The 21782-nt window shown below is 34.7% G+C and carries 19 protein-coding genes and 1 tRNA gene; 13 read left to right on the forward strand and 7 right to left on the reverse strand.

The features are described 5' to 3' along the window. Positions 1 to 212 precede the first annotated feature (212 nt). The 8 genes from uvrA (at position 213) to A8B35_RS10650 (ending at position 10783) form a co-directional block, all read left to right on the forward strand. The gene (gene uvrA / locus A8B35_RS10615; protein WP_068472705.1) at positions 213 to 3080 is read left to right on the forward strand and encodes an excinuclease ABC subunit UvrA; all 2868 of its coding nucleotides are present in this window, start codon (positions 213 to 215) and stop codon (positions 3078 to 3080) included. A gap of 33 nt (positions 3081 to 3113) precedes the next feature. Next, entirely contained in the window at positions 3114 to 3626 is a 513-nt protein-coding gene (locus tag A8B35_RS10620; RefSeq protein WP_068472706.1) for a GNAT family N-acetyltransferase, read from the forward strand. Positions 3627 to 3733: 107 nt separating this feature from the next. Then, positions 3734 to 5929 (forward strand): S9 family peptidase, encoded by a 2196-nt coding sequence (locus A8B35_RS10625; RefSeq protein ID WP_068472709.1) that lies wholly within the window; start codon positions 3734 to 3736, stop codon positions 5927 to 5929. A 190-nt stretch (positions 5930 to 6119) separates the two neighbouring features. Further along, positions 6120 to 6512 carry a hypothetical protein gene (locus A8B35_RS10630; protein ID WP_068472711.1) on the forward strand — a complete coding sequence of 131 codons (393 nt, stop codon included), beginning with the start codon at positions 6120 to 6122 and terminating at the stop codon, positions 6510 to 6512. 115 nt (positions 6513 to 6627) lie between these two features. Next, entirely contained in the window at positions 6628 to 7260 is a 633-nt protein-coding gene (locus A8B35_RS10635; protein ID WP_171973190.1) for an energy transducer TonB, read from the forward strand. 126 nt (positions 7261 to 7386) lie between these two features. Beyond that, positions 7387 to 9306: an arginine--tRNA ligase gene (gene argS / locus A8B35_RS10640; RefSeq protein WP_068472713.1), complete on the forward strand. Its 1920-nt coding sequence runs from the start codon at positions 7387 to 7389 to the stop codon at positions 9304 to 9306. A gap of 86 nt (positions 9307 to 9392) precedes the next feature. Next, a complete protein-coding gene (locus A8B35_RS10645) occupies positions 9393 to 10076 on the forward strand; it encodes a glutamine amidotransferase-related protein (protein ID WP_068472714.1) in 684 nt (227 codons plus the stop codon). Between the two features lie 119 nt (positions 10077 to 10195). Beyond that, positions 10196 to 10783 (forward strand): hypothetical protein, encoded by a 588-nt coding sequence (locus A8B35_RS10650; RefSeq protein ID WP_075602904.1) that lies wholly within the window; start codon positions 10196 to 10198, stop codon positions 10781 to 10783. A 58-nt stretch (positions 10784 to 10841) separates the two neighbouring features. Here the strand turns inward: A8B35_RS10650 and A8B35_RS10655 are convergent, their stop codons facing one another. The 5 genes from A8B35_RS10655 to A8B35_RS10675 form a co-directional block, all read right to left on the reverse strand. Then, on the reverse strand, positions 10842 to 11777 hold the full coding sequence (locus A8B35_RS10655) for a lytic transglycosylase domain-containing protein (protein ID WP_068472724.1): 936 nt from the start codon (positions 11775 to 11777) through the stop codon (positions 10842 to 10844). 260 nt (positions 11778 to 12037) lie between these two features. Further along, the gene (pdxA, locus tag A8B35_RS10660) at positions 12038 to 13144 is read right to left on the reverse strand and encodes a 4-hydroxythreonine-4-phosphate dehydrogenase PdxA (RefSeq protein ID WP_068472726.1); all 1107 of its coding nucleotides are present in this window, start codon (positions 13142 to 13144) and stop codon (positions 12038 to 12040) included. A 429-nt stretch (positions 13145 to 13573) separates the two neighbouring features. Continuing rightward, positions 13574 to 15001 (reverse strand): leucyl aminopeptidase family protein, encoded by a 1428-nt coding sequence (locus A8B35_RS10665; protein WP_068472727.1) that lies wholly within the window; start codon positions 14999 to 15001, stop codon positions 13574 to 13576. Positions 15002 to 15164: 163 nt separating this feature from the next. Beyond that, complete coding sequence (locus tag A8B35_RS10670; protein WP_068472731.1) at positions 15165 to 15560, reverse strand: hypothetical protein; 396 nt, start codon at positions 15558 to 15560, stop codon at positions 15165 to 15167. Positions 15561 to 15627: 67 nt separating this feature from the next. Further along, the gene (locus A8B35_RS10675; protein WP_068472735.1) at positions 15628 to 16641 is read right to left on the reverse strand and encodes a DUF4837 family protein; all 1014 of its coding nucleotides are present in this window, start codon (positions 16639 to 16641) and stop codon (positions 15628 to 15630) included. Positions 16642 to 17047: 406 nt separating this feature from the next. On the opposite strand from A8B35_RS10675, the gene ispE reads away from it, so the two are divergent. Both ispE and A8B35_RS10685 read left to right on the forward strand, forming a co-directional pair. Further along, a complete protein-coding gene (ispE, locus tag A8B35_RS10680) occupies positions 17048 to 17860 on the forward strand; it encodes a 4-(cytidine 5'-diphospho)-2-C-methyl-D-erythritol kinase (RefSeq protein WP_068472736.1) in 813 nt (270 codons plus the stop codon). A gap of 166 nt (positions 17861 to 18026) precedes the next feature. After that, a tRNA-Met gene (locus tag A8B35_RS10685) sits at positions 18027 to 18100 on the forward strand. Between the two features lie 32 nt (positions 18101 to 18132). On the opposite strand, the gene A8B35_RS10690 is transcribed toward A8B35_RS10685, so the two are convergent. Together A8B35_RS10690 and A8B35_RS10695 are read right to left on the reverse strand one after the other, a co-directional pair. Then, positions 18133 to 18624, reverse strand: coding sequence for a hypothetical protein (locus A8B35_RS10690; RefSeq protein WP_068472738.1), 492 nt, complete (start codon positions 18622 to 18624; stop codon positions 18133 to 18135). 85 nt (positions 18625 to 18709) lie between these two features. Then, positions 18710 to 19195 carry a hypothetical protein gene (locus A8B35_RS10695; RefSeq protein WP_075602905.1) on the reverse strand — a complete coding sequence of 162 codons (486 nt, stop codon included), beginning with the start codon at positions 19193 to 19195 and terminating at the stop codon, positions 18710 to 18712. Positions 19196 to 19914: 719 nt separating this feature from the next. Between A8B35_RS10695 and A8B35_RS10700 the strand changes: the two genes are divergently transcribed. Genes A8B35_RS10700 through A8B35_RS10710 form a run of 3 tightly spaced genes read left to right on the forward strand, consistent with a single transcriptional unit; the run spans position 19915 to position 21753 of the window. Further along, positions 19915 to 20490 (forward strand): RNA polymerase sigma factor, encoded by a 576-nt coding sequence (locus A8B35_RS10700; protein ID WP_068472740.1) that lies wholly within the window; start codon positions 19915 to 19917, stop codon positions 20488 to 20490. A 20-nt stretch (positions 20491 to 20510) separates the two neighbouring features. Further along, positions 20511 to 20930, forward strand: a complete 420-nt coding sequence (locus A8B35_RS10705; protein WP_068472745.1) for a hypothetical protein — start codon at positions 20511 to 20513, stop codon at positions 20928 to 20930. Positions 20931 to 20955: 25 nt separating this feature from the next. Further along, positions 20956 to 21753: a class I SAM-dependent methyltransferase gene (locus A8B35_RS10710; protein WP_068472746.1), complete on the forward strand. Its 798-nt coding sequence runs from the start codon at positions 20956 to 20958 to the stop codon at positions 21751 to 21753. The last annotated feature ends 29 nt before the right edge of the window (positions 21754 to 21782 follow it).

The raw sequence follows: 21782 nt of genomic DNA on the forward strand, positions 1-21782 counted from the left end.
TATTTAAATATGCTTTCGGAAAATCTGGAGGACTTATTTAAGGTTAGGCTCATCTTTCGGAAATCCGGTAAAGCTCATTGTACAGCATTATTTATTGTTTGCACATTTTTATTGATCAATTGGGGATATATAATAATGTGAATAATTAAAGCTCAAATGTAAACTGTATTTATTTACCTTTGTTTCATAATAAAAACTGAGAATAAATAAGTATGAGTTCAGAGATAAAAAGCACCACCGAAAATCAAGAGGAATATATTGAAGATGGTAAAATTACGGTTTTAGGTGCCCGAGTTCATAATCTGCAAGACATAGATATTGAGTTTCCTCGAAACGAGTTAGTTGTTATTACGGGTTTAAGTGGTAGTGGTAAATCATCTTTAGCTTTTGATACTATTTATGCCGAGGGCCAACGTCGATATATCGAAACATTCTCAGCCTATGCACGTCAGTTTTTAGGTAATATGGAACGACCCGATGTTGATAAAATAACCGGATTAAGTCCTGTAATCTCCATCGAACAAAAAACTACTAATAAAAATCCTCGTTCCACAGTTGGCACTATCACCGAGATATACGATTTCCTTCGTTTATTATATGCTCGTGCAGGAGTTGCATATTCGTACAACACAGGCGAAAAAATGGTGAAATACACCACTGAGAAAATATTAGATTTGATATTTGATAATTTCGAGGGTAAAAAGGTATACATCTTAGCCCCATTGGTGAATAACCGTAAGGGACATTATAAAGAACTATTTGAGCAAATTAGAAAAAAAGGCTACCTACATGCACGTGTGGATGGAGAGATAGTTGAGCTGGATCACGGTTACAAGTTAGATCGTTATAAAAACCACAGCATCGAAATGGTGGTAGACCGTACAAAGGTTAATGCAAAAGACAGAAAGCGATTGACCGAGTCCGTAGAGCTTGCTATGAAAAATGGGAAAGGCATTATGATGATGCTAAATGCAGATACGGATGAAGCAAAATATTACTCTCAAAAATTAATGTGTCCCACAAGTGGAATTTCATACAGCGAACCAGCTCCACATAATTTTTCATTTAATTCGCCACAAGGCGCTTGTTCAAAGTGTAAAGGATTAGGCGTTATTGATGAGGTTGATATTGAAAAAGTGATCCCTGATGATAAGTTAAGTATACATGCTGGCGGAATTGTACCTCTTGGAAAATATAAAAACAGTTTAATATTTTGGCAAATTGAGGCTTTGGCCGAAAAGCATAATTTCACTATTAAAACGCCAATTAAAAATATTCCAGAAGAAGCTCTTGACGATATCTTACATGGTTCAAGCGAGCCTATTACACTTAAAAATACACCGCTCGGAAATACATCAAACTACTTTGCAAGTTTTGAGGGTGTTATAAAATACGTTATTCAGCAGCAAAGCAACGATACTTCAAAGAAGGCCAAAAAATGGGCCATGCAATTTGTTACCAATTCAATTTGTCCTAGTTGTAACGGACAGCGTTTGAAAAAAGAGTCGCTTCATTTTAAAATTGCTGATAAAAACATAGCGGAACTCGCTCAAATGGATTTAAACCAATTGGCAGATTTATTTGAGGGGATTGAAAAACAACTTGACAATAAGCAGAAAGCAATTGCAAGCGAACTTCTAAAGGAAATTAGAAATCGCCTAGGTTTTCTTCTCGATGTTGGGTTAACCTATCTATCCTTAAATCGAACGGCAAATACATTATCCGGTGGTGAGAGCCAACGTATTAGGTTGGCAACGCAAATTGGCTCACAGTTGGTTAATGTACTTTATATATTAGATGAACCTAGCATTGGTTTGCATCAGCGCGATAATCATAAATTGATTCAATCGCTGAAGCAGCTGCGGGATACCGGTAATTCTATTCTAGTTGTGGAACACGATAAGGATATGATGATGGAAGCCGATCACCTGATTGATATGGGACCATTTGCAGGCCGACATGGAGGAGAGGTTGTGGCACAAGGTAAACCCGAGGAAGTGATTAAACACAACTCTTTAACTGCCGATTACCTGAATAATAAAAAATGTATTGAGGTTCCAAAAACCCGACGAAAAGGGAATGGTAATAAACTAGTACTTCATAAGGCAAGTGGTAATAATTTAAAGGGTATTACGGTTAAATTTCCATTGGGAAAACTGATTTGTATTTCAGGAGTTTCGGGTAGTGGGAAATCTACCTTGATAAACGAAACTCTTTACCCAATTTTAAATCAGCATGTATATAATTCGGTAAAAGATCCGATGCCATTTAAGAAAATAGATGGATTAGAGCATGTAGATAAAGTTGTGGATGTGGATCAATCACCTCTTGGCAGAACGCCACGTTCGAACCCTGCTACCTATACCAAAATGTTCGATGAAATTCGAAAGCTATTTACGGGTCTGCCAGAATCAAAAATAAGAGATTATAAACCGGGCCGATTTTCATTTAACATGGCCGGTGGTCGATGTGAAACATGCAAAGGTGGAGGCGTTCAGGTAATTGAGATGAATTTTCTACCTGATGTAATGGTCGATTGTCCTGAGTGTAATGGAAAACGATACAATCGCGAGACTTTAGAAGTTCGATATAAAGGAAAATCGATTAGCGATGTGCTTAACCTTACCATTAATCAGGCCGTTGAATTTTTTGAGGCTATCCCCAAAATAGCATCTAAACTTAAGGTGCTGCAGCAAGTGGGCTTGGGTTATATCACACTTGGTCAACCTTCTACTACGCTTTCTGGTGGTGAATCACAACGCGTGAAATTAGCCAGTGAATTGGCAAAAAAAGATACTGGTAAAACGATCTATATTCTAGATGAACCTACAACAGGCCTACATTTCGAAGATATCCGAGTGTTACTCGAAGTTGTAAACCGCCTGGTTGATAAAGGAAATACGGTTATCGTAATTGAGCACAATCTCGATGTGATTAAAGTAGCCGACCATGTAATTGATATTGGTAAAGAAGGCGGCCGTTTTGGTGGTGAATTATTATGTGAAGGAACTCCTGAGCAAGTAGCTAAAAATAAAGAAAGCTTTACCGCTAAGTTTTTACGTGAAGAGCTGAAAAAGTAATTAAACTACATTAAATATTTTATAAGAATAAAAATGATTGCTCTTGAACCGTTTCTAGAATCTGACTTTGATAGATTTATTTCTTGGATTGTTGATGAAAAAATGATGTTTCAATTCGCAGGCCCTGCATTTACATTTCCTGTTTCTCATCAACAATTAAAGCAATATATATTAGCTGAAAATAGATTAATTTATAAGGTGATTGAAACCAAATCGAGCAGGGTAATTGGTCATGCTGAGATTAATAATATCGATGTAAGCAATAAGAGCGCGCGTTTATGCAGAATACTGATTGCCGAAGAGCAAGATAGAAATAAGGGGTATGGCAGAATGTTAATTCACCTGCTTCTTGAAGTCAGTTTTTCGAAACTAAATTTACATCGTATTGATTTAGGTGTGTTTGATAATAATATAGGTGCAATTAAGTGTTACGAGAAGTGTGGGTTTCAGAAAGAGGGTTTATTGCGAGATACCTTCTTAATAGATGATGAGTATTTCTCAACCTATAACATGAGTATCCTGAAAAGAGAATGGAATAAGCCATAAAATAGATTAGAGATTACCATTAATAGCCTGTTAGGCAGTTTGTGAAGCCTATAGATTTTTATAGCTTTGCTGCTGTATTAACTATATCAACATAAACACTTTTTTCGATGAGACACGTTATATTAGGCTTAGCTTTATTATTGAGCACTATTGTTGTTGCCCAACAACAAACGGTGAGCCTAGAAGATATTCAGAAAAATGGGACATTCCGCGCTAAATCAGTTCATGGCTTAAAATCTATGGATGATGGAGCTTACTACACAACATTAGCAGAAGGAAAGACCCAAGTTATAAAATATTCCTATTCAACAGGTAAGGCCGTAAAAACCCTTATTGATTTATCTAAAATTGATAATTGCCCTATTGATCATATTGAAGGTTACGATATAAATAGTACACAAACTAAGGTGTTGATGTATGTAAATAAAAAAGCTATTTATCGTCACTCATATACGGCAAACTACTACGTTTATGATATTCCATCAAAGGAGATCACTCCTTTATCTAACGAGGGTGTACAACAAGTAGCTACCTTTTCACCAAATGGAGAGATGGTTGCATTTGTTAAAGAAAACGACCTTTATATTGCAAAATTAAAATTTGGTACAGAGGTTAGAATTACCAAGGATGGAGAATACAACAAAATTATTAATGGTATTCCTGATTGGGTTTACGAGGAAGAATTTGCCTACAATAAAGCACTCGAATGGTCTCCTGAAAGTACAGAATTGGCTTACGTTCGATTTGATGAGAGTGATGTGAAAGAATTTACATTTCCCTTATACAAAGGTACGCATCCAACTAATGAAGATTATTCTTTATACCCAGGTGAATATTCGTTTAAATATCCTAAAGCCGGAGAAACAAATGCTAAAGTTGATGTGAAGGTGTTTCATATTAAAAATAGAACCACAAAAACCATGAAGCTTGAGAATACTGATACAGATTATTATATCCCACGTATCAGATGGACAAAGCAAGATGGTAAGTTGGGGATCTTAAAAATGAACCGTCTGCAAAATCAATTTGATCTTATTATTGCCAATAGTGCATCGGGTGTTTGTAAAACCATTTTTACCGATAGAAACAAGTACTATGTTGCAGAGGAGGTTTTAGATAATCTTACATTTTTAGATGATGCCAAACATTTTGTTTATGTGGGAGAGTTTGATGGATATAACCATATTCACCTATACTCAATGGCTGGGCTAAAAATTAAGCAAATCACCAAAGGAGAATGGGATGTTACAAAGTTTTATGGTTACGATACTAAAAAGAAACTTTTTTACTATCAGGCAGCTAAAGAGAATGCAACCAAGCGCGAAATTTATGCCACAAGTATTGATGCAAAAAAAACGTATAAATTGTCTGCTAAAAGCGGTACGAATAACGCCGTGTTTAGTAATGATTTTAAATTTTTCACCAATTACTACTCAAGCACTACGGTACCAACTTTAGTTACATTACATAGTCAGAATGGTAAATTATTACGAACTCTTGAGGACAATAACACATTAAAGAGTGCGGTAAGTAAATATAAAATAGCATCAAAAGAATTCTTTACTTTTAAAACATCTGAGGGAATTGAACTTAATGGGTGGGTGGTTAAACCTTTAGGTTTTGATGCCAATAAAAAGTACCCTGTTTTAATGACTCAATATAGCGGTCCTAATTCGCAACAAGTTCTTGATCGTTGGGGCTACGGATGGGAGCAAACATTAGCTGCCGAAGGATATGTGGTGGCTTGTATTGATCCTAGAGGTACTGGTGCACGCGGAGAAGAGTTCAGGAAGTGTACCTATATGAATTTAGGAAAATATGAGTCTGACGATCAAATAGAGGCTGCTAAGTATTTGGGTTCATTAAATTATATTGATGAAACAAAAATAGGTATATGGGGTTGGAGCTACGGTGGTTTTATGAGCTGTAGTTGCTTAAGTAAAGGCAATGGCATATTCAAATTAGGTATTGCAGTTGCGCCAGTTACCAATTGGAGGTATTATGATAGTGTTTACACAGAGCGTTTTATGCGTCGTCCTCAAGAAAATGCCAAAGGCTACGATGCCAATTCACCTATTAGCATGGTGGATGATTTACAGGGACGATTATTTTTAATACATGGTACAGCTGATGATAATGTTCACTACCAAAATACTTTGGAGTATGTAGAGCAATTGGTGCAAGCCAATAAGCAATTCGATATGTTTATTTATCCCAATAGAAACCATAGTATTTATGGCGGTAATACCCGAATGCATTTATATAACATGATGTTTGATTATTTAGAAACTAATTTGAAATAGCATATCAAATACAATCTTATTAGGCTCCTTTAATCCTTAGTATTAGAGGAGCTTTTTTATGCTCTTCACTTAAAATTTGTATCTATTTACAGCTAATGTTTTTTAACTATCATTAACCATCATACTGCTTTGGTATGCATGTTGTTGGCATAGAATTTGGCTTTGTTAGTACACTAATAAAGCCATGAAAATGATACAGTATTCTTTCAATAATGACAATGAGCTATTAAGTATTGAATTTACAGATACCGTTAATTTTATTGATATAAATGGTATCTGGGATAAACTTGAATTAATAATTAATCCTGAAGTAAAACATCTAAAAGCTCTGATTAAGATGAACTGCTGTGAATCAGACTTAAATCCGGCTCACCTTCAAAGTATTATTGATACCCAACGTATGAAACATAGACAAGGTGTATTTTATAGCGTTGCCATTGTTTGTACAAAACCGGTTAATACAGCCATGGCCATGGTATATCAGAATATCAGTAATTTATGCAACTTGGATGTTAGAGTCTTTTCAAGTGTTTCCAATGCCGAAAAGCATCTGTTAAACAAAGAGCACATGCTTGCTCGTTAACATCAATACCCATATTCGATGCATTAGTTATGCAATCTGTTTATCATTCTGATTAAGTCAAAACTCTATTTGTCTTCTAAAGAAGGATTGAGTACTTTTGATTTAAAATCGAATTTTGAGGCTTCTATACACATTTCTATTTCTTATAAGTTTACTTCAGACTAATAAAGTCTTTGCCCAAGAAACCACACTTGTAAAACATGTGGATGGTAATTACTACGAAGAATATCTTAGTTTGAAAAATGATACAAGCATAAAGGATGGTAGTTATCTTAGGTTCTATAAAGGCAAGGTAATTGAGAAGGGGCAGTTCTCAAATAATACTAAAATAGGTAAGTGGCTTTATTTTTCATTAGATGCGATATTTGAGTATGAGTATAACTACGATACACAAAGAATCAGTAAAATATCAGGAAAAGATAAAGTTGAAGACTATGTTCAAACTCCAGTATACTTTAAGGGTAGCCCTATAATTCCTTATCTTTTTCTGATTAAAAATATTCGCTACCCAATTGAAGCAAAAAAGCATAACATAAAAGGCCGTGTGTCTTTGGCAATTCAGATTAATAACCTTGGCGAGATTGTTAGTTTTTATGTTAGAGAAAAGTTGCATCCCCTCTTAGATAAGGCAGTTGTTGATGTTGCCAAAACATTTCCGAACAATTGGCAATGGATTCCGGCGCAATACAATGGGCATAATATCGATGGAGAATACATCATTAATATCGAATTTGAACTAGTAGAATAAGGTATACGATTAATTTCGCTGCATTGCACTTTTCTAGTATTGAAATCTATCGCTCCTATCCGCAATAATTAAACACTTTCTTTTATCTTTGCACTTTCAAATTTTGAATTTTAGCATACGCAAGTAATGAGCATAGAAAATCAATTAAGAAGCAGGTTAATAACTGCCGTTAAAGAATTATACAATCAGGATATAAACGAGAAACAAGCACAAGTACAAATTACTCGCAAGGATTTGAAAGGTGATTTTACTATTGTTGTTTTTCCACTTCTAAAGATTTCAAAAAAGTCGCCTGAAGATACCGGTATTGAAATTGGCGAGTATATTAAAGCCAACGAAGAATCTGTAGCAGCCTATAATATTGTAAAAGGCTTCTTAAATATTGAACTTGCTGCTGACTATTGGTTAAATCTAATCAACGAAATAGCTCTTAAAGATCAATTTGGTTATGTTGAGGCTAAGGAGGATTCACCATTAATGATGATTGAATATTCTTCTCCAAATACCAATAAACCATTGCACCTTGGGCATATCAGAAACAATTTATTGGGATACTCTCTATCAAGAATTGCTACTGCAAACGGCAATAAGGTTGTAAAAACCAATATTGTTAATGATAGAGGTATACATATTTGTAAATCGATGCTTGCCTGGAAAAAGTGGGGTGAAGGAATTACTCCAGAGTCATCAGGTAAAAAAGGAGATCATTTAGTAGGTGACTTCTATGTGAAATTCGATAAGGAATATAAAATTGAAATAGCTCAAATCATTGCTGATAAGTTAAGTGATTATTCAGCTATTAAGGATACTGAAGATTTTGGTGCTCTGCACAAGTCATTAAAAGCTAAAAAGAAAAGCAAAGAGGGCCTTAATGAAGTTGAAGCTGCTCAACTTGAAGCTTGTGATGAATTGGCTAAATATGCAGAGAACAATGCTCCACTAATTCTCGAAGCACGTGAAATGCTAAGAAAGTGGGAAGCTAAGGATGAAGAAGTATATGCTGATTGGAAAATGATGAACGAATGGGTTTATGCAGGTTTCGATGTTAGTTATAAAAAATTAGGTGTAGACTTTGATAAAATATATTACGAATCTGATACCTATACTGTAGGTAGAGATATGGTATTGGGAGGTCTTGAAAAAGGTACTTTCAATAAGCGTGAAGATGGCAGTGTTTGGGTTGACTTATCTGATAAAGGTTTAGATGAGAAGCTTTTGCTAAGAAAAGATGGAACTTCTGTTTATATGACCCAAGATATTGGTACAGCAAAGCTTCGTTTCGACGACTATGATATCGATAAAATGGTATATGTTGTAGGTAATGAGCAAGATTACCACTTCAAGGTTCTATCGTTAGTTTTAGATAAATTAGGTTTCAATTGGGGGAAGGATTTACAGCACTTCTCATACGGAATGGTTGAATTACCTCAAGGTAAAATGAAATCGAGAGAAGGAACAGTTGTTGATGCTGATGATTTGGTTGATGCAATGGTAAATACTGCTCGCGATATGTCTAAAGAATTAGGTAAGCTTGATGGTTATACTGATGAGGAAGCTGAGAAAGTATATAAAATGATTGCTTTGGGTGCTTTAAAATACTTTATTCTTAAAGTTGACCCTCGTAAGAATATGACTTTTAATCCAGAGGAGTCTATTGACTTTAATGGAAATACTGGTCCGTTCATACAATATACACATGCGCGTATTCAGTCTATTTTCAGAAAAGCTGCCGACCAAGGGGTTACTGTTGATGAGCAGCTAAATACTAGTGTAGCTATAGATGAAAAAGAAAACAACTTAATCAAGATGATTTCTAATTTCCCTAACATTGTTGCCGAAGCTGGAAAGACATATTCACCTGCAGTTATTGCTAATTACGCATATGACCTAGCTAAAGAATACAATCAGTTTTATCACGATCATTATATTTTAACTGAAGAGGATAAAGACATTATGCAAATGCGTTTTGTTCTATCTAAATCGGTAGGGAAAACCATAAAGAATGCCATGTTCTTATTAGGAGTTGATGTCCCTGAAAAAATGTAATTGAAATTTATTACAAGATATCATACCAAGATTTTAGCTTTAAGTAGTTAGTCTTGGTATTTTTATATAGATAAAAACTACCAATCATGAAGATTCACTGGATACAACATGTAGCGTTTGAGGGACTAGGAAACATTGAAGAGTGGGTAGAAAACAATGGGTACGAGCTAACTTGCACCCGCCAGTTTAAAGGAGATATATTACCCGACTTGAATGCCTTTGACCTGTTAATTGTTATGGGCGGACCAATGGGAGTGTATGATTTTGAAGAGTACCCATGGATTAAACATGAAGCAGAATTTATAAGAGCTTGTATTCAGTTAGGTAAGCCTATTCTTGGTATTTGTTTAGGTTCTCAGTTTATAGCCTCAGCATTGGGTGCTAAAGTATACCCCGGTCCTTGTAAAGAAATTGGTTGGTACCCATTAAGTATTACAGCGGATTCTGTTCTAGGTAAACAGGGTGATAATGTTAAAGTATTTCATTGGCATGGAGATACTTTTGATTTACCTATAGATGCACAGTTGTTAGCATCAACTGACGAGGTGGTTAATCAAGCCTACAAAATCAATAACAATGTTATTGGACTTCAGTTTCATTTAGAGCAGACAACAGATACCATTGATACCATGTTGCTAAATTGTAGTGAAGAAATAGCGCAAGGCGGAGATAAAGTTCAAACAGATGCTGAAATCAGAACACAGCTTAACTACTTTGAAAGTAATAAAAGGCTAATGTTCTCTATATTAGATTTCTTGATAAAAACCTAATGGTTTCAAGGTTCAATTATGGTTGAAGGAGTTTGTATGCTAACACTTACAGAATACCTCTTAGGTTGTTTATGTTAATTTAATATATGTATATTAGTGTCATCGAAAAATTAAACCACATGAACAAACTTCTACTATTATTACTCACATGCTTTTTATTAGAAGGCAATGCTCAAACAAAAGGAGATTTTAACACACTCCTTAAAGATCATAATATTCAGTTTAAAGCTCCAACGGGTTTCAAGTCAACGCCTGTTATCGAAAATCCAGATTTAACTTATAACTATGCCTTGCTTAGTGTTAAGGATAGCATTGAGGTGCGTTATACAATATTCCCTTTAGCTAGTTTAATGTCGGATTACGAAACTAATTTGGCTGATCCTAATGTAACAGTAGTAAACCCAAATAAATACTATGAGTCAATGTATATGGCAAATATTCTTAGTATTTCTCAGTTGGGTGCAGGTAATATGCCAACTCAAAACAGCCTGCATAGCGAGGTTGCTAGAATTGAGTTTAATGCCGACTTTGCTGCAACTTCCTTATTCGATTGTAATTCAGAATACGCAAAAGACTACGATCACTGTTTGTTTATTTTAGTGCACAAAGAGAATGTTGCAGATATTTATATCTCCATTTTAAGTGACGATCAAGGTAAAATTGAAGAGAAATTACTAGAGGTATTTAAAAGTATCAACTTCAAATAAATTGTAATTCTAATATCAATAACTTTCTGTTGATATTGGAATTATAATCAAATGAGAATTACCTTTTAGGAAGGGCAATTGAGTATTCCTTTTTTCTAGTATTGGTTAATGCATTGGCACGTAACCATGGATTTAAGTCTTTAAACTCTTTGTAAGAACTATTGTGTTGTTTGGCAAACTCGGCAATATTAACAATGGTACTATCAACTTTAATTATATTTGTAGGAATAGCGCCATACAAATGATCCTCATCAACATGGAAGCCGTAAAAATCAGGATGCGTAAGTATTTCTTTAATGGCTAAAATACGATATACATATCTTCCGGTTTCTTCACCTAATAATAACTCGTAATAATTATCAATTAATTGCTTGTTTAGCTGCTTTTTTATTCCTGTTCTGCCGGCATTGTATGATGCAGCTACTAAAGTCCAGTCTCCAAACTCAGCATGCATTTTATTAAAGTACTTGCAGGCAGCCACTGTTGCCTTTTCTATATTGTAGCGTTCATCAACCTCGGTAGTAACTTCAAGTCCATACTCGCGACCTGTAGTTTTCATAAATTGCCAAATTCCGGCTGCTCCTGCAGGAGAAATTGCTCGTGGCATTAAGCTACTTTCAATAACAGCTAAGTATTTAAAGTCGTCAGGAATGTTATTTTCTTTTAGAATAGGTTCTATAATCGGAAAATATCTATTACATCGTTTCACAAACAATACTGTTTGCGATTGCCAATAGGTATTTACCAGTAATTCTCTATCAAAGTTTTCTTTAACCCAATGCTTCTCAAGGGGTACTTTTTCACCGGCAAAATTTAATTGGTTTGGTATTTCGAGTGAATGAATAGAGTAGGGGTTTACTTCCTCTAGAGGAATGGCTTCTTTACTTTCTGGTGGTGTTGAGTTAACAAACAATTGCGAAATAATAAAAATGGCAATTATTGCTGAGCTAATGGTTAATATTCGGATTGATATATTGTGAAATGATTGCTTCATGATTCTTTTTTTAGTGTGATATTCATTATTATTTTATGAATATCAGGTACTGAGATTTTAATTTTACGGTATAGTAAAGATGCAACTTTATTGTACCAATGTCCATACAATTAACATACCATCATACATAAATTGATGAATTATAATAGCTTTGATTTTAAGGAGTACTAGCTGTTGTTAAGTAATACTATTTGAAACGAGGTGTAACAAAAAAAGAGGCTGATTTATCAGCCTCTATTCTTATATGTTTACACTTTAAATTAAGCTTCGTTTTCTTGCTTAGGCTCTTCCTTTGGTAATTCAACATCAAGTTTATCATCCATTTTAGAGATATCGTAAGAACGTAATGGCCTTTTGCTAATCTCAGCATTATTATTTCTGCTTTTATAAATGTCGATAGCCTGATATAAAGCCTGACGGAATGATTCTGGATCAGCCTTATCCTGTCCTGCTATTTCAAATGCAGTGCCATGGTCAGGACTAGTACGAACTACAGGCAGACCAGCTGTGAAATTAACCCCATTAGAGAATGATAGTGTTTTAAATGGTATTAAACCTTGATCGTGGTACATTGCCAATACAGCATCAAACTTTGAAAGGTTATTTGAACCAAAGAAACCATCAGCAGGGTAGGGCCCAAGTGCCATAATACCCAATGATTTTGCTTTTTCTATGGCCGGAATAATTACATCAATTTCCTCTTTACCTATTAAGCCATTATCGCCTGCATGTGGGTTCAAGCCCAATACGGCAATTTTTGGTTTGCGTATGGTAAAGTCATTTTTTAGTGAGTGATTTAATATACGCAGTTTATCAACAATTTTATCTGTGTTTATGGCGTTAGATACTTGTGTTACCGGTATATGTCCTGTAACAACACCTACTTTCATAATATCACTGATTAGTAACATTAATGAGCCATTATCGCTAAACTTTTGCTCAAGATATTCGGTATGCCCTGGAAACGAAAACTCATCAGACTGAATGTTCTTTTTATGGATTGGAGCTGTAACAAGCGCATCAATATTACCATCTTTAAGATCGTTAGTGGCTTTTTCAATGGCCATATATGCAGCAGTACCTCCATCTTTAGTGGCTTTACCTAATTCAACTCTTACTTCGTCATCAACACAGTTGATAATATTAACCCTTTTAGGATGCGCTTCGTTAGCTTCCTTAATATTATTTAAACTAAAGTTAGCTATGTTTAGTGTTTTGCGGTGGTAAGCAGCTACTTTAGACGATCCGTAAATTACTGGTGTACAAAAGTCCAACATACGGTTGTCGGCTAAAGTTTTGAAAATTATCTCATAACCAATTCCGTTAATATCGCCATGAGTAATTCCTATTTTTATTTTTCCTTTCATTTTGGTCTCCTATTGTGAGTATTTCGATTGGATTAATCGGCATACTAGTTTTGTGAGTTAGGTTATTTACCCTTAACCCATGCTAATTGCAACAATATACTTAAAGTTTGTAAAGATAAAAACAAAAGGCAAAAGATAAGACCTTTTAGATAAGAGATGTTAGTTTATAGATCATAGACTAATTGAAATATCTTAGCCTTTTGCGCAGTAGGGTATGAAACGGCAGTGATTGCTTTAGGCTGCCGATTTTATAAGGAGGGTGTAGGCGACCGCAGGAAGCCCACGCACCGACTATATAAAACGAGCCGCCTAAAGTAATTACTATAGTGGAATGCCCGTATAACTGCCCAAATTATTTTGGGATAAAAGAAAAAAGCGTCAAGGATAATGCTATCCTTAACGCTTTTATATTATGATGTATAGAGCTTATTACTTGCTTAAGCCCTTAAAGAATTGGTATAATAAACGAACGCCAACTCCTGAGCCGCCTTTACCACGATAGCTGCTTTTTTTAAGGTGAAATGAAGGACCTGCAATATCAAGGTGAATCCATGGATAGTTGGTGAATTTAGCTAAGAATTTACCTGCGGTAATTGAGCCTCCTTCGCGGCTACCTAGATTCTTAATATCAGCAATGTCTGACTTAATCAACTCATCGTAATCGCTCCAAAAAGGGAAGCGCACTACGCGCTCGTGAGTGGCATAGCCATCTGCTTCTAATTGTGCAAAAGTAGCATCGCTTGCCGTTCCCATACCTACAGTACCATACTCGCCAATTGCCATAACAGCCGAACCTGTTAATGTAGCTAAATCAATTACTAATTCAGGCTCGTATTTATTGGCGTAACTAATAGCGTCGGCCATAATTAAACGACCTTCGGCATCGGTATTTAGTACCTCTACGGTTAAGCCGTTGTGCATGGTTAAAATATCGCCTGGTACTATTGCGTTTTCGCCTGGGCGATTATCTGTAGCAGGTACCAAACCGATAATATGTATTGGTAATTTGTTTTTAGCAATGGCCGCCATTGTTCCGATAACCGAAGCTGCTCCACCCATATCACATTTCATGGTATCTAAACTTCCGGGAGGCGTTTTTAGATTAATACCACCCGTATCAAATACCACACCTTTACCCACTAATACGTAGGGTTTTGTGTTTTTAGCATTCTCGGGTTTCCACTCCATTATGGTAAATGTAGGCGGATCGATACTACCTTTGTTTACGCCCAATAAACCTCCAAACTTAAGAGCTTCAATCTTAGTTTTGTTAAGCACTTCGGTAGTAAAACCATCCTTTTGACCTTGTGCCACCATAAAGTCGGCAATGTCAGTGGCATTTAATCTATCTACCGGAGTATTTACTAAATCGCGTGTGATATAAACAGAATCAACAATGTGATTTAGTTCTGTAATTTGATCCTCGGTAATTACTTCAGACTGCACTGTAACCTCAGTTAGTGCAAATTCCTTTTCTTTACCTTCAGTTTTATAGTTGAAGCTGTAGGCACTTAAGGCAATCCCTTCGGCTAAAGCCAAAGTTGATTGTGTGCATCCCTTTAAATCTAGAACAGAAACCGTATTTAGATCCTCGCCTTTTAGGGTTTTAAATATGCTATTACCTTTTTTGCGTAAGCTTTCTAATTCATCGTTTCCATCTTTATCGCTTAACACAATAAATAAAAAGTTGCTTAGCTGATTTAAAGTAATTAGTTTTTTATCGGCATCAAGCTTGCCTTGTATGTATGCCAATTCGTTAGAATTTAGCGATAGTTGCGATAAATCGTCGGCCTTACTAATGATAACCGCTTTGTTGCTATTGTCCAAAGCTTGAGCCTTAATTATAGTTGGTTGCATGTATTTTTAATTGTTAATTATCAATTGTTAATGGTTAATAAACTTACAGTTTCTGCATGTAGGGGAGTAGTTATTCTGCAATAGGCTTTAGGCTAATTTCTAAGTTGCCTTATTACTCTATTTAAGTCACTACTGACTACTAACTAAAAACTATACAATCTTATTAAGTCAATTCGTTGCTATTTTGTTTGCTTTGCTGGCGAAAATAATCTCGGGTAATTACCTTTTTAAGCTCGCGGTGTATGATTAACTCTGTGATTACTTCGTCGTAATGGCTATCGGGCATTTCGTTCTGATACATGGCAATTTGTTGCTCACTCACATCAATACGATATAAAAAATGCATAAACTGCTCCATGTTGTTTGCCAATAAATCGGCCACATAAAACTTCATTTGGTGAAATAGCTCGTCGTAGAATATATCAGCCTGCTCCGAGAAGTGAATGGTAAAACCAAACTCCGCAAAGTCTTTCTGAATTTGTTTACCCGTTTCAATAATCAGTTCGTTTTTACGCGTTGCCTGTTGCAAGGCAGCGCGCGTTAAACTAGGAAAACCCATGTTGTAGAGTTGTTAATTGTTAATTATAATTTGTTAATGGATTTACCTATCCGGAATCCATACAAGCCTACTTAGTAGCTGTTTCAGTTGCTTTTTTTATAGGTTTGTAGGTGCGTAAAACAGCCTCTAACTGGCGCATCATATTGCGTTTGTTAGGTTTTGTAGGGTTGTATGCATACCCTTCGGTAACTGTTATTTTATTGGTTTCTTTATTTAGGTGCGAGTAGCTAATAAATGGTCCGCCCATCATATCGCCTTCAACACGCCACAAGCCACGTAGCTCAATAACATTTTTATCGTTAGGGGTATTAATTACCTGATAGCTAACCGGAAATTTAGGTTCCGTAGTCATGTAGGAACCCTCACTTGGTCCAGGAACTTGAGCCTTAAGCATCTCGTAGCGTTTGTTAAGTAAATACTCTTTAGAGAAGGAACCTTCGCCCACATAATCAATTTGGTAAGTGATAACTCCTAGGCTCGATGATGCTGTTTCGTGCGACATCCATAGCACCTCATCGTTTCTTTTGCGTAAGCTAAATTCGCGCGGTACATTAATCACGTAATCGTAGTTCTCTTTCATTAAGTCCGTCATTTCCTTACTAAAAGTCTTTGTATAAAACTTATTTAGTCTATCGCGTTCAGCCTTGGTAAAAAAGCCCACAAGCTTTAGTTCATTCTCTTCAATCTGTAGTTTTAAACTACTCGTATCCTTAGCAAATACCTTAACCAGTGCCTGATCTCGAGCCCAAGTTTCTTTATAAAACTTAATACCTTCTTCCTTCACCTTTGCACCCACTTCAACAATAACAATATTACGGTAAGTCTTCATAAAATCAGAAAACGAGCGGTAGGGTATCACCGAAGCATCAAACATGGGTTCTTCTTGTGGCAGGCCAATCATAGGCTGAACCATAATGTCCCAAATCATTTTACCTCCTTCCGATTTCTTTACAGAATCGTTCATTACAATTACCATAACTCCCGCTTTGCCCGAAGGTGCAGGTTTATGTGCATTAGGTTTTGTTTTACAGGCCGATAGTGATATAACCATAGCCGTAATAATATACAGTAGATTGCGCATATAATGATTGTTTATTTATGGGTTGATATTAATTGATACACAAATGTACAAAACATTATCAAACGTACTACACTAGCTTGCGAGTATCAAGTATGAAGATGAATGGTTTATTAAAACACCTAGTAAGCTGTAAGTCTCATTAACAACTAATAATTAACTTGGGGCTTCCCTGCGGGGCGGGCTAAACGCTATATCTTTGCTTCGCCATAATGGGCTCACAAAGGATGCCGCTCTTATCCCTAAGCCAAATAACTGCAAGCACTTAAATCCTATAACTAATATTAGTAAATATTTCTCACTGATAATACTTATTCATCTTATTGTTCATTTTCAAATTCTATTCGCACATATCTTCTACTAAAAACTAACGAACTATTGTATATTTGTCGCAATAAAAACAATACATATGATTTGCTTTCCCAATGCTAAAATAAACATAGGACTTAATATTACCGAAAAACGTAAAGACGGTTACCATAACCTAGAAACCGTATTTTACCCTATAGCACTTTGCGATTCACTCGAAATTATAGAAAATAAAGAATCTAACGAGCCCTATATTTGGAGTTCCTCTGGTTTAGTTATTGATGGCGATGCTAAAGACAACCTCTGTATTAAGGCACTCTTAAAGCTGAAAGAAGACTTTGATATACCTCCGATAAAAATACATTTACATAAAGTAATACCTTTTGGTGCTGGTATTGGTGGCGGATCAGCTGATGCAGCATTTACCCTAAGCACAATAAATACTTTGTTTAAATTGGGCCTAAGCAAAGATGAACTCATCGCTTATGCAGCCAAAATTGGTGCCGACTGTGCTTTTTTTATTTTAAACACACCGTGTTTCGCCTCTGGCATTGGTGAAGAACTTCAAACCATTGATTTAAACCTGCAAGGCTATCATCTTGTGCTAATCAAACCAAACGTTCATATTTCAACGGCAGAAGCTTTTAGTGGTATTACACCTCAAAAGCCAAAGCATCCCATTAAGGATGCCATCAACGAACCTTTGGAGAATTGGACTACTTTAATATCTAACGATTTTGAACCAGGCATATTAAATGCTCATCCTGATATTAAAGCTATAAAAGAAGAATTCTGTAAGCTAGGTGCAATTTATGCAAGCATGACAGGCAGTGGAGCGGCCGTTTATGGTATTTTTAAAGATAAACCTGAAATTAAAATGAAAGATTGTTATGTTTGGCAATCCGACTTATAATTTATTTTAAACTTTAATAAATTGAATCTTAAACAGATAAGTTTAAAGCTTAAAATAACATCAAATTATTTACAAACTTCATTTGGTAATTAACAATTAATCCTATACATTTGCCACCGCAAAAAAGGAATAACACTCCGCTTCTCTGAAGCATTTGCAACAAAATGCCGAGGTAGCTCAGCTGGTTAGAGCGCATGATTCATAATCATGAGGTCGGCGGTTCAAGCCCGCCTCTCGGTACTAAAAGCTTCACAATTGTGAAGCTTTTTTTGTTAACGTGAAGCTTGAATCAAATTTACAACAGGAGTTACTACGATACTAGTATTTAATTCTGATGTAGATACTTCAAAACGTTCAACACCTCTAATATAAGTATGTAATCCATCCTTATAGGTATAATTTAGTTGAGGATCATCCATTCCTTTTAATAATTCTATTTCAAGCATTTTAAGCATTGTTTCAGCAGTCTCTTGATTATCCAAATGAATTATCATTTCGCTAATAAATACGCCATTATCTCCGCTATACTCACCTTTAATCACTTTATAACAAATGGTACCATTACAGGATAAAAAAGAAATATCTTTTTCTTTCTCTTCCCACCCTAAATTTGACATGTCTTGGTTTTGAACATTATAGAACAATCTTACACCTTCAATAATGGTTGGTTCAACTATAACAAGGTTTATATCCTCCTCACCGCATGAATATATACTAACAATAAATAAAAGCACCATCAATCTTATAGAACGAATAAACTCCATAGTAATAATATTAACAATTTAAGTAAAATGAATTCCATAATATTATACAGCAAGCGAAGGCTTGCTTATATATAGAAGAGATAGACTATCTATACATCCAACTGTAAGATGTATAAAAGCCAAGGGTATATGTAACTAAATACATAACAGCGTCAACAATGTAAAATTTAAACTTTTTCTTTTCACCAATTTTGATGACCAATGCAGCAACTATTGCTGATTTTTGAACAAACTTGCATGCATGATAGCCATCGGTGGCTAATACAAATACGTTGGTGCTGCCAAAATACTTAGGCCCCTGATTTGGGTCATTATTTTTATACTTATTCACCCAAGATAGTTCTGGGTTCCAAAATTGTGCATTAGCATTAGGAAAAGTCCTTTCGAATTTATAATAATGATGCGAAAGAAGTTCAGCATGTCCATCGGCAAAACCTGCTACATACATCAATGAAGCCGATTTCCAATTCTTTGATGGAAAATCTGTGAATGCATACCTAATAAGGCTCTGAGAATATCCTGCCAACGAGCAAAATAATAGTGTGCTAATTATTATTCTAATTTTTCTCATAAAACTAGTATTAAGCACTTAAACTAACCGAGAATCAATTGTTGTAAGATTCTGGAATGTATAGAATAGGTATTACCTGTTAAATGATTAACAGATCGATAAGATCTCCAATTGGGTTACTCTGATTCACCGTAAATAGATTACAAGTTTAAGTTATGTTTTTTTTAAAATAAACACAAGGGAAAACATTAATCGTTCACGTTCAGTAACTTAGGTTTGGTAAGTTATTTAACAAAATGACAATCTGTCAAATTAATAACCAACACTAAATAATAGTAGTTCGTATTAAGAATATTCAATGATCATTTTGTATACTTTATAAGAGTGAAAATCTATTATAAACTCTTACTGTATTATTTGAGTGTTGTTTGTAATGTATTTGTAGTGAGTTGTTTGGGTTTGTTCTCTTGAGTGATGTGGAACTATCAATAAAACAGAGCTATAATCTATGATATTTACAAAAAACCTAAGAATATCCTCAAATTAAGCATATTCATGTATATGATTCTTATTAGGTAATAAAGTATTTATTTGATAAATAGAAAAATTTTCACTTTTTTCCTTTATAGTTATTTAAAATAGTAATAAACCTTGTGGTAATTAATAAATATCGAGTTTGAAGGTGTCTTAATACCGCTCTAGGTGTCTCACTAATTTAAAAGAGTTTATTTTACAAATATCTGTAACTTGAGTTCTTTTAAAGGCGTCATACCGTATAGATGAACCCAAAAGAAGACAATTTACTTATAGAGGAAATTAAAAGCGGCAAAGTAGAAGCCTATAGTGCCCTTGTGGATAAATACAAGAGGATGGCCTATACCTTGGCTCTAAGTATAACAAAACACAGTGAAGATGCTGAGGAAGTAGCTCAGGATGCTTTTGTTAAAGCCTATAAAAATTTAAATACTTTCAAAGGAAAATCAAAGTTTAGCACATGGCTATATCAAATAATATACAGAACTGCACTGAGTAAAGTACGTATCAAAAAACATTTTAATCAGAACATTGATGATCTAAATGAAATTGATATAAACCTTGATAGTTATCAAATTGATCATTTAGAAAGATTTGATAAAAAGAAAATTATAAAAATAGCAATTAGCAAGCTTAAAGAGGATGAGGCCTTCATATTAGTTTTATATTACTATCAAGAATTAAGTATTGAAGAAATATCAAAAACTACTGAACTCAGCTCAAGTAATGTAAAAGTAAAACTACATAGAGCTCGAAAAAACATGTTGGCTATTTTACAAAAGTTAATGAACGGGAAAGCACAATCATTAATTCAGGCCTAATAAATTTAAATTTTAAGAAGATGAAACATCATAATATACATACCAACGAAGACGATGAACTTTTACGTGATTTATTCTCATCGATAGAACTTGAAGAACCTTCAGCTGATTTTACAAAAAAGGTTATGCACACTGTGGGTTCACAAGCTCCTGTTTTTGAATTAAAGAAAGAAACTAAGCTAAATTACACCACTATTTACTTCGCATTATCTTGCGCCAGTATTCTATTGCTCTTATGGTTTGCTCAGAGTAATATTGAGCTACTTGATATTTACGGAATGAGTACTTTACACAGTACATTCAAATACTCTATTGATATTATCATGAGTACCTTTCACAAAATTCCATCCTTAGCTTTTATAATTACTCTTGCATGCGGATTATTATACATTATTGACAAAACAATTTTTAGATTTGCATTATCTAAATATGAACTTTAACTCTATTTATTAAAAAAACTCCTAAATGGATTATATCAGCATCAACAAAAACCTTTGGAATAAAAAAACTGAAATACATTATAAATCTAAATTTTATGATGTTGATTCCTTTTTAAAAGGAAAAGATTCTTTAAATCCGATTGAACTAGAATTATTAGGTAATCTAGATGGTAAGAAAGTATTGCACTTACAATGCCATTTTGGTATGGATACAATTTCCTTAGCAAGACATGGGGCTATTTCAACAGGTGTTGATTTTTCTGATGAAGCCATTAAGAAAGCCAAAGAGTTAAATAGTTCGCTTAGTACAAATGCAAGTTTCATACAAAGCGACATCTACAAACTACCTGATGTTTTAGATGAAAAGTTTGATATAATATACACATCATACGGAGTAATTGGTTGGCTCCCGGATATGGAAAAATGGGCCGAAATTATTAACCACTTTCTAAAACCTGGAGGTAAGTTAGTTTTTGTAGAGTTTCACCCTATAGTTTGGATGTTTAGCTATGATTTTAAGAAAGTAGAATTTAATTATTCTGATTCAGAAGCTATCATCGAAGAATTAGAAGCTACTTATACAGATTCTGAATCAAACTCTAATATAAAAGAGAAATCTGTATGTTGGAATCATGGATTAAGTACTGTTATCAATTCAATTATTAAAACAGGTTTAAGCATTAACGACTTTCAGGAGTATAATTACTCACCTTATAATTGTTTTGAGAACACAATAGAGGTAGAGGAAAACCAACATAAGATTAAAGGTTTAGAAGACAAGTTCCCACTTGTTTATTCATTAGTTGCCTCAAAGAAAAAATAAGCGCATCATAAACTCATTAAAAACATTTA

The sequence above is a fragment of the Saccharicrinis aurantiacus genome (genome assembly GCF_001660705.2).
GTDB lineage: Bacteria > Bacteroidota > Bacteroidia > Bacteroidales > Marinilabiliaceae > Saccharicrinis > Saccharicrinis aurantiacus.

Excerpts from the sequence above, each read along its gene's own strand:
- uvrA (WP_068472705.1), top strand. The coding sequence starts at position 213 with ATGAGTTCAGAGATAAAAAGCACCACCGAAAATCAAGAGGAATATATT.
- A8B35_RS10620 (WP_068472706.1), top strand. The coding sequence starts at position 3,114 with ATGATTGCTCTTGAACCGTTTCTAGAATCTGACTTTGATAGATTTATT.
- A8B35_RS10625 (WP_068472709.1), top strand. The coding sequence starts at position 3,734 with ATGAGACACGTTATATTAGGCTTAGCTTTATTATTGAGCACTATTGTT.
- A8B35_RS10630 (WP_068472711.1), top strand. The coding sequence starts at position 6,120 with ATGATACAGTATTCTTTCAATAATGACAATGAGCTATTAAGTATTGAA.
- argS (WP_068472713.1), top strand. The coding sequence starts at position 7,387 with ATGAGCATAGAAAATCAATTAAGAAGCAGGTTAATAACTGCCGTTAAA.
- A8B35_RS10645 (WP_068472714.1), top strand. The coding sequence starts at position 9,393 with ATGAAGATTCACTGGATACAACATGTAGCGTTTGAGGGACTAGGAAAC.
- A8B35_RS10650 (WP_075602904.1), top strand. The coding sequence starts at position 10,196 with ATGAACAAACTTCTACTATTATTACTCACATGCTTTTTATTAGAAGGC.
- A8B35_RS10655 (WP_068472724.1), bottom strand. The coding sequence starts at position 11,777 with ATGAAGCAATCATTTCACAATATATCAATCCGAATATTAACCATTAGC.
- pdxA (WP_068472726.1), bottom strand. The coding sequence starts at position 13,144 with ATGAAAGGAAAAATAAAAATAGGAATTACTCATGGCGATATTAACGGA.
- A8B35_RS10665 (WP_068472727.1), bottom strand. The coding sequence starts at position 15,001 with ATGCAACCAACTATAATTAAGGCTCAAGCTTTGGACAATAGCAACAAA.
- A8B35_RS10670 (WP_068472731.1), bottom strand. The coding sequence starts at position 15,560 with ATGGGTTTTCCTAGTTTAACGCGCGCTGCCTTGCAACAGGCAACGCGT.
- A8B35_RS10675 (WP_068472735.1), bottom strand. The coding sequence starts at position 16,641 with ATGCGCAATCTACTGTATATTATTACGGCTATGGTTATATCACTATCG.
- ispE (WP_068472736.1), top strand. The coding sequence starts at position 17,048 with ATGATTTGCTTTCCCAATGCTAAAATAAACATAGGACTTAATATTACC.
- A8B35_RS10690 (WP_068472738.1), bottom strand. The coding sequence starts at position 18,624 with ATGGAGTTTATTCGTTCTATAAGATTGATGGTGCTTTTATTTATTGTT.
- A8B35_RS10695 (WP_075602905.1), bottom strand. The coding sequence starts at position 19,195 with ATGAGAAAAATTAGAATAATAATTAGCACACTATTATTTTGCTCGTTG.
- A8B35_RS10700 (WP_068472740.1), top strand. The coding sequence starts at position 19,915 with ATGAACCCAAAAGAAGACAATTTACTTATAGAGGAAATTAAAAGCGGC.
- A8B35_RS10705 (WP_068472745.1), top strand. The coding sequence starts at position 20,511 with ATGAAACATCATAATATACATACCAACGAAGACGATGAACTTTTACGT.
- A8B35_RS10710 (WP_068472746.1), top strand. The coding sequence starts at position 20,956 with ATGGATTATATCAGCATCAACAAAAACCTTTGGAATAAAAAAACTGAA.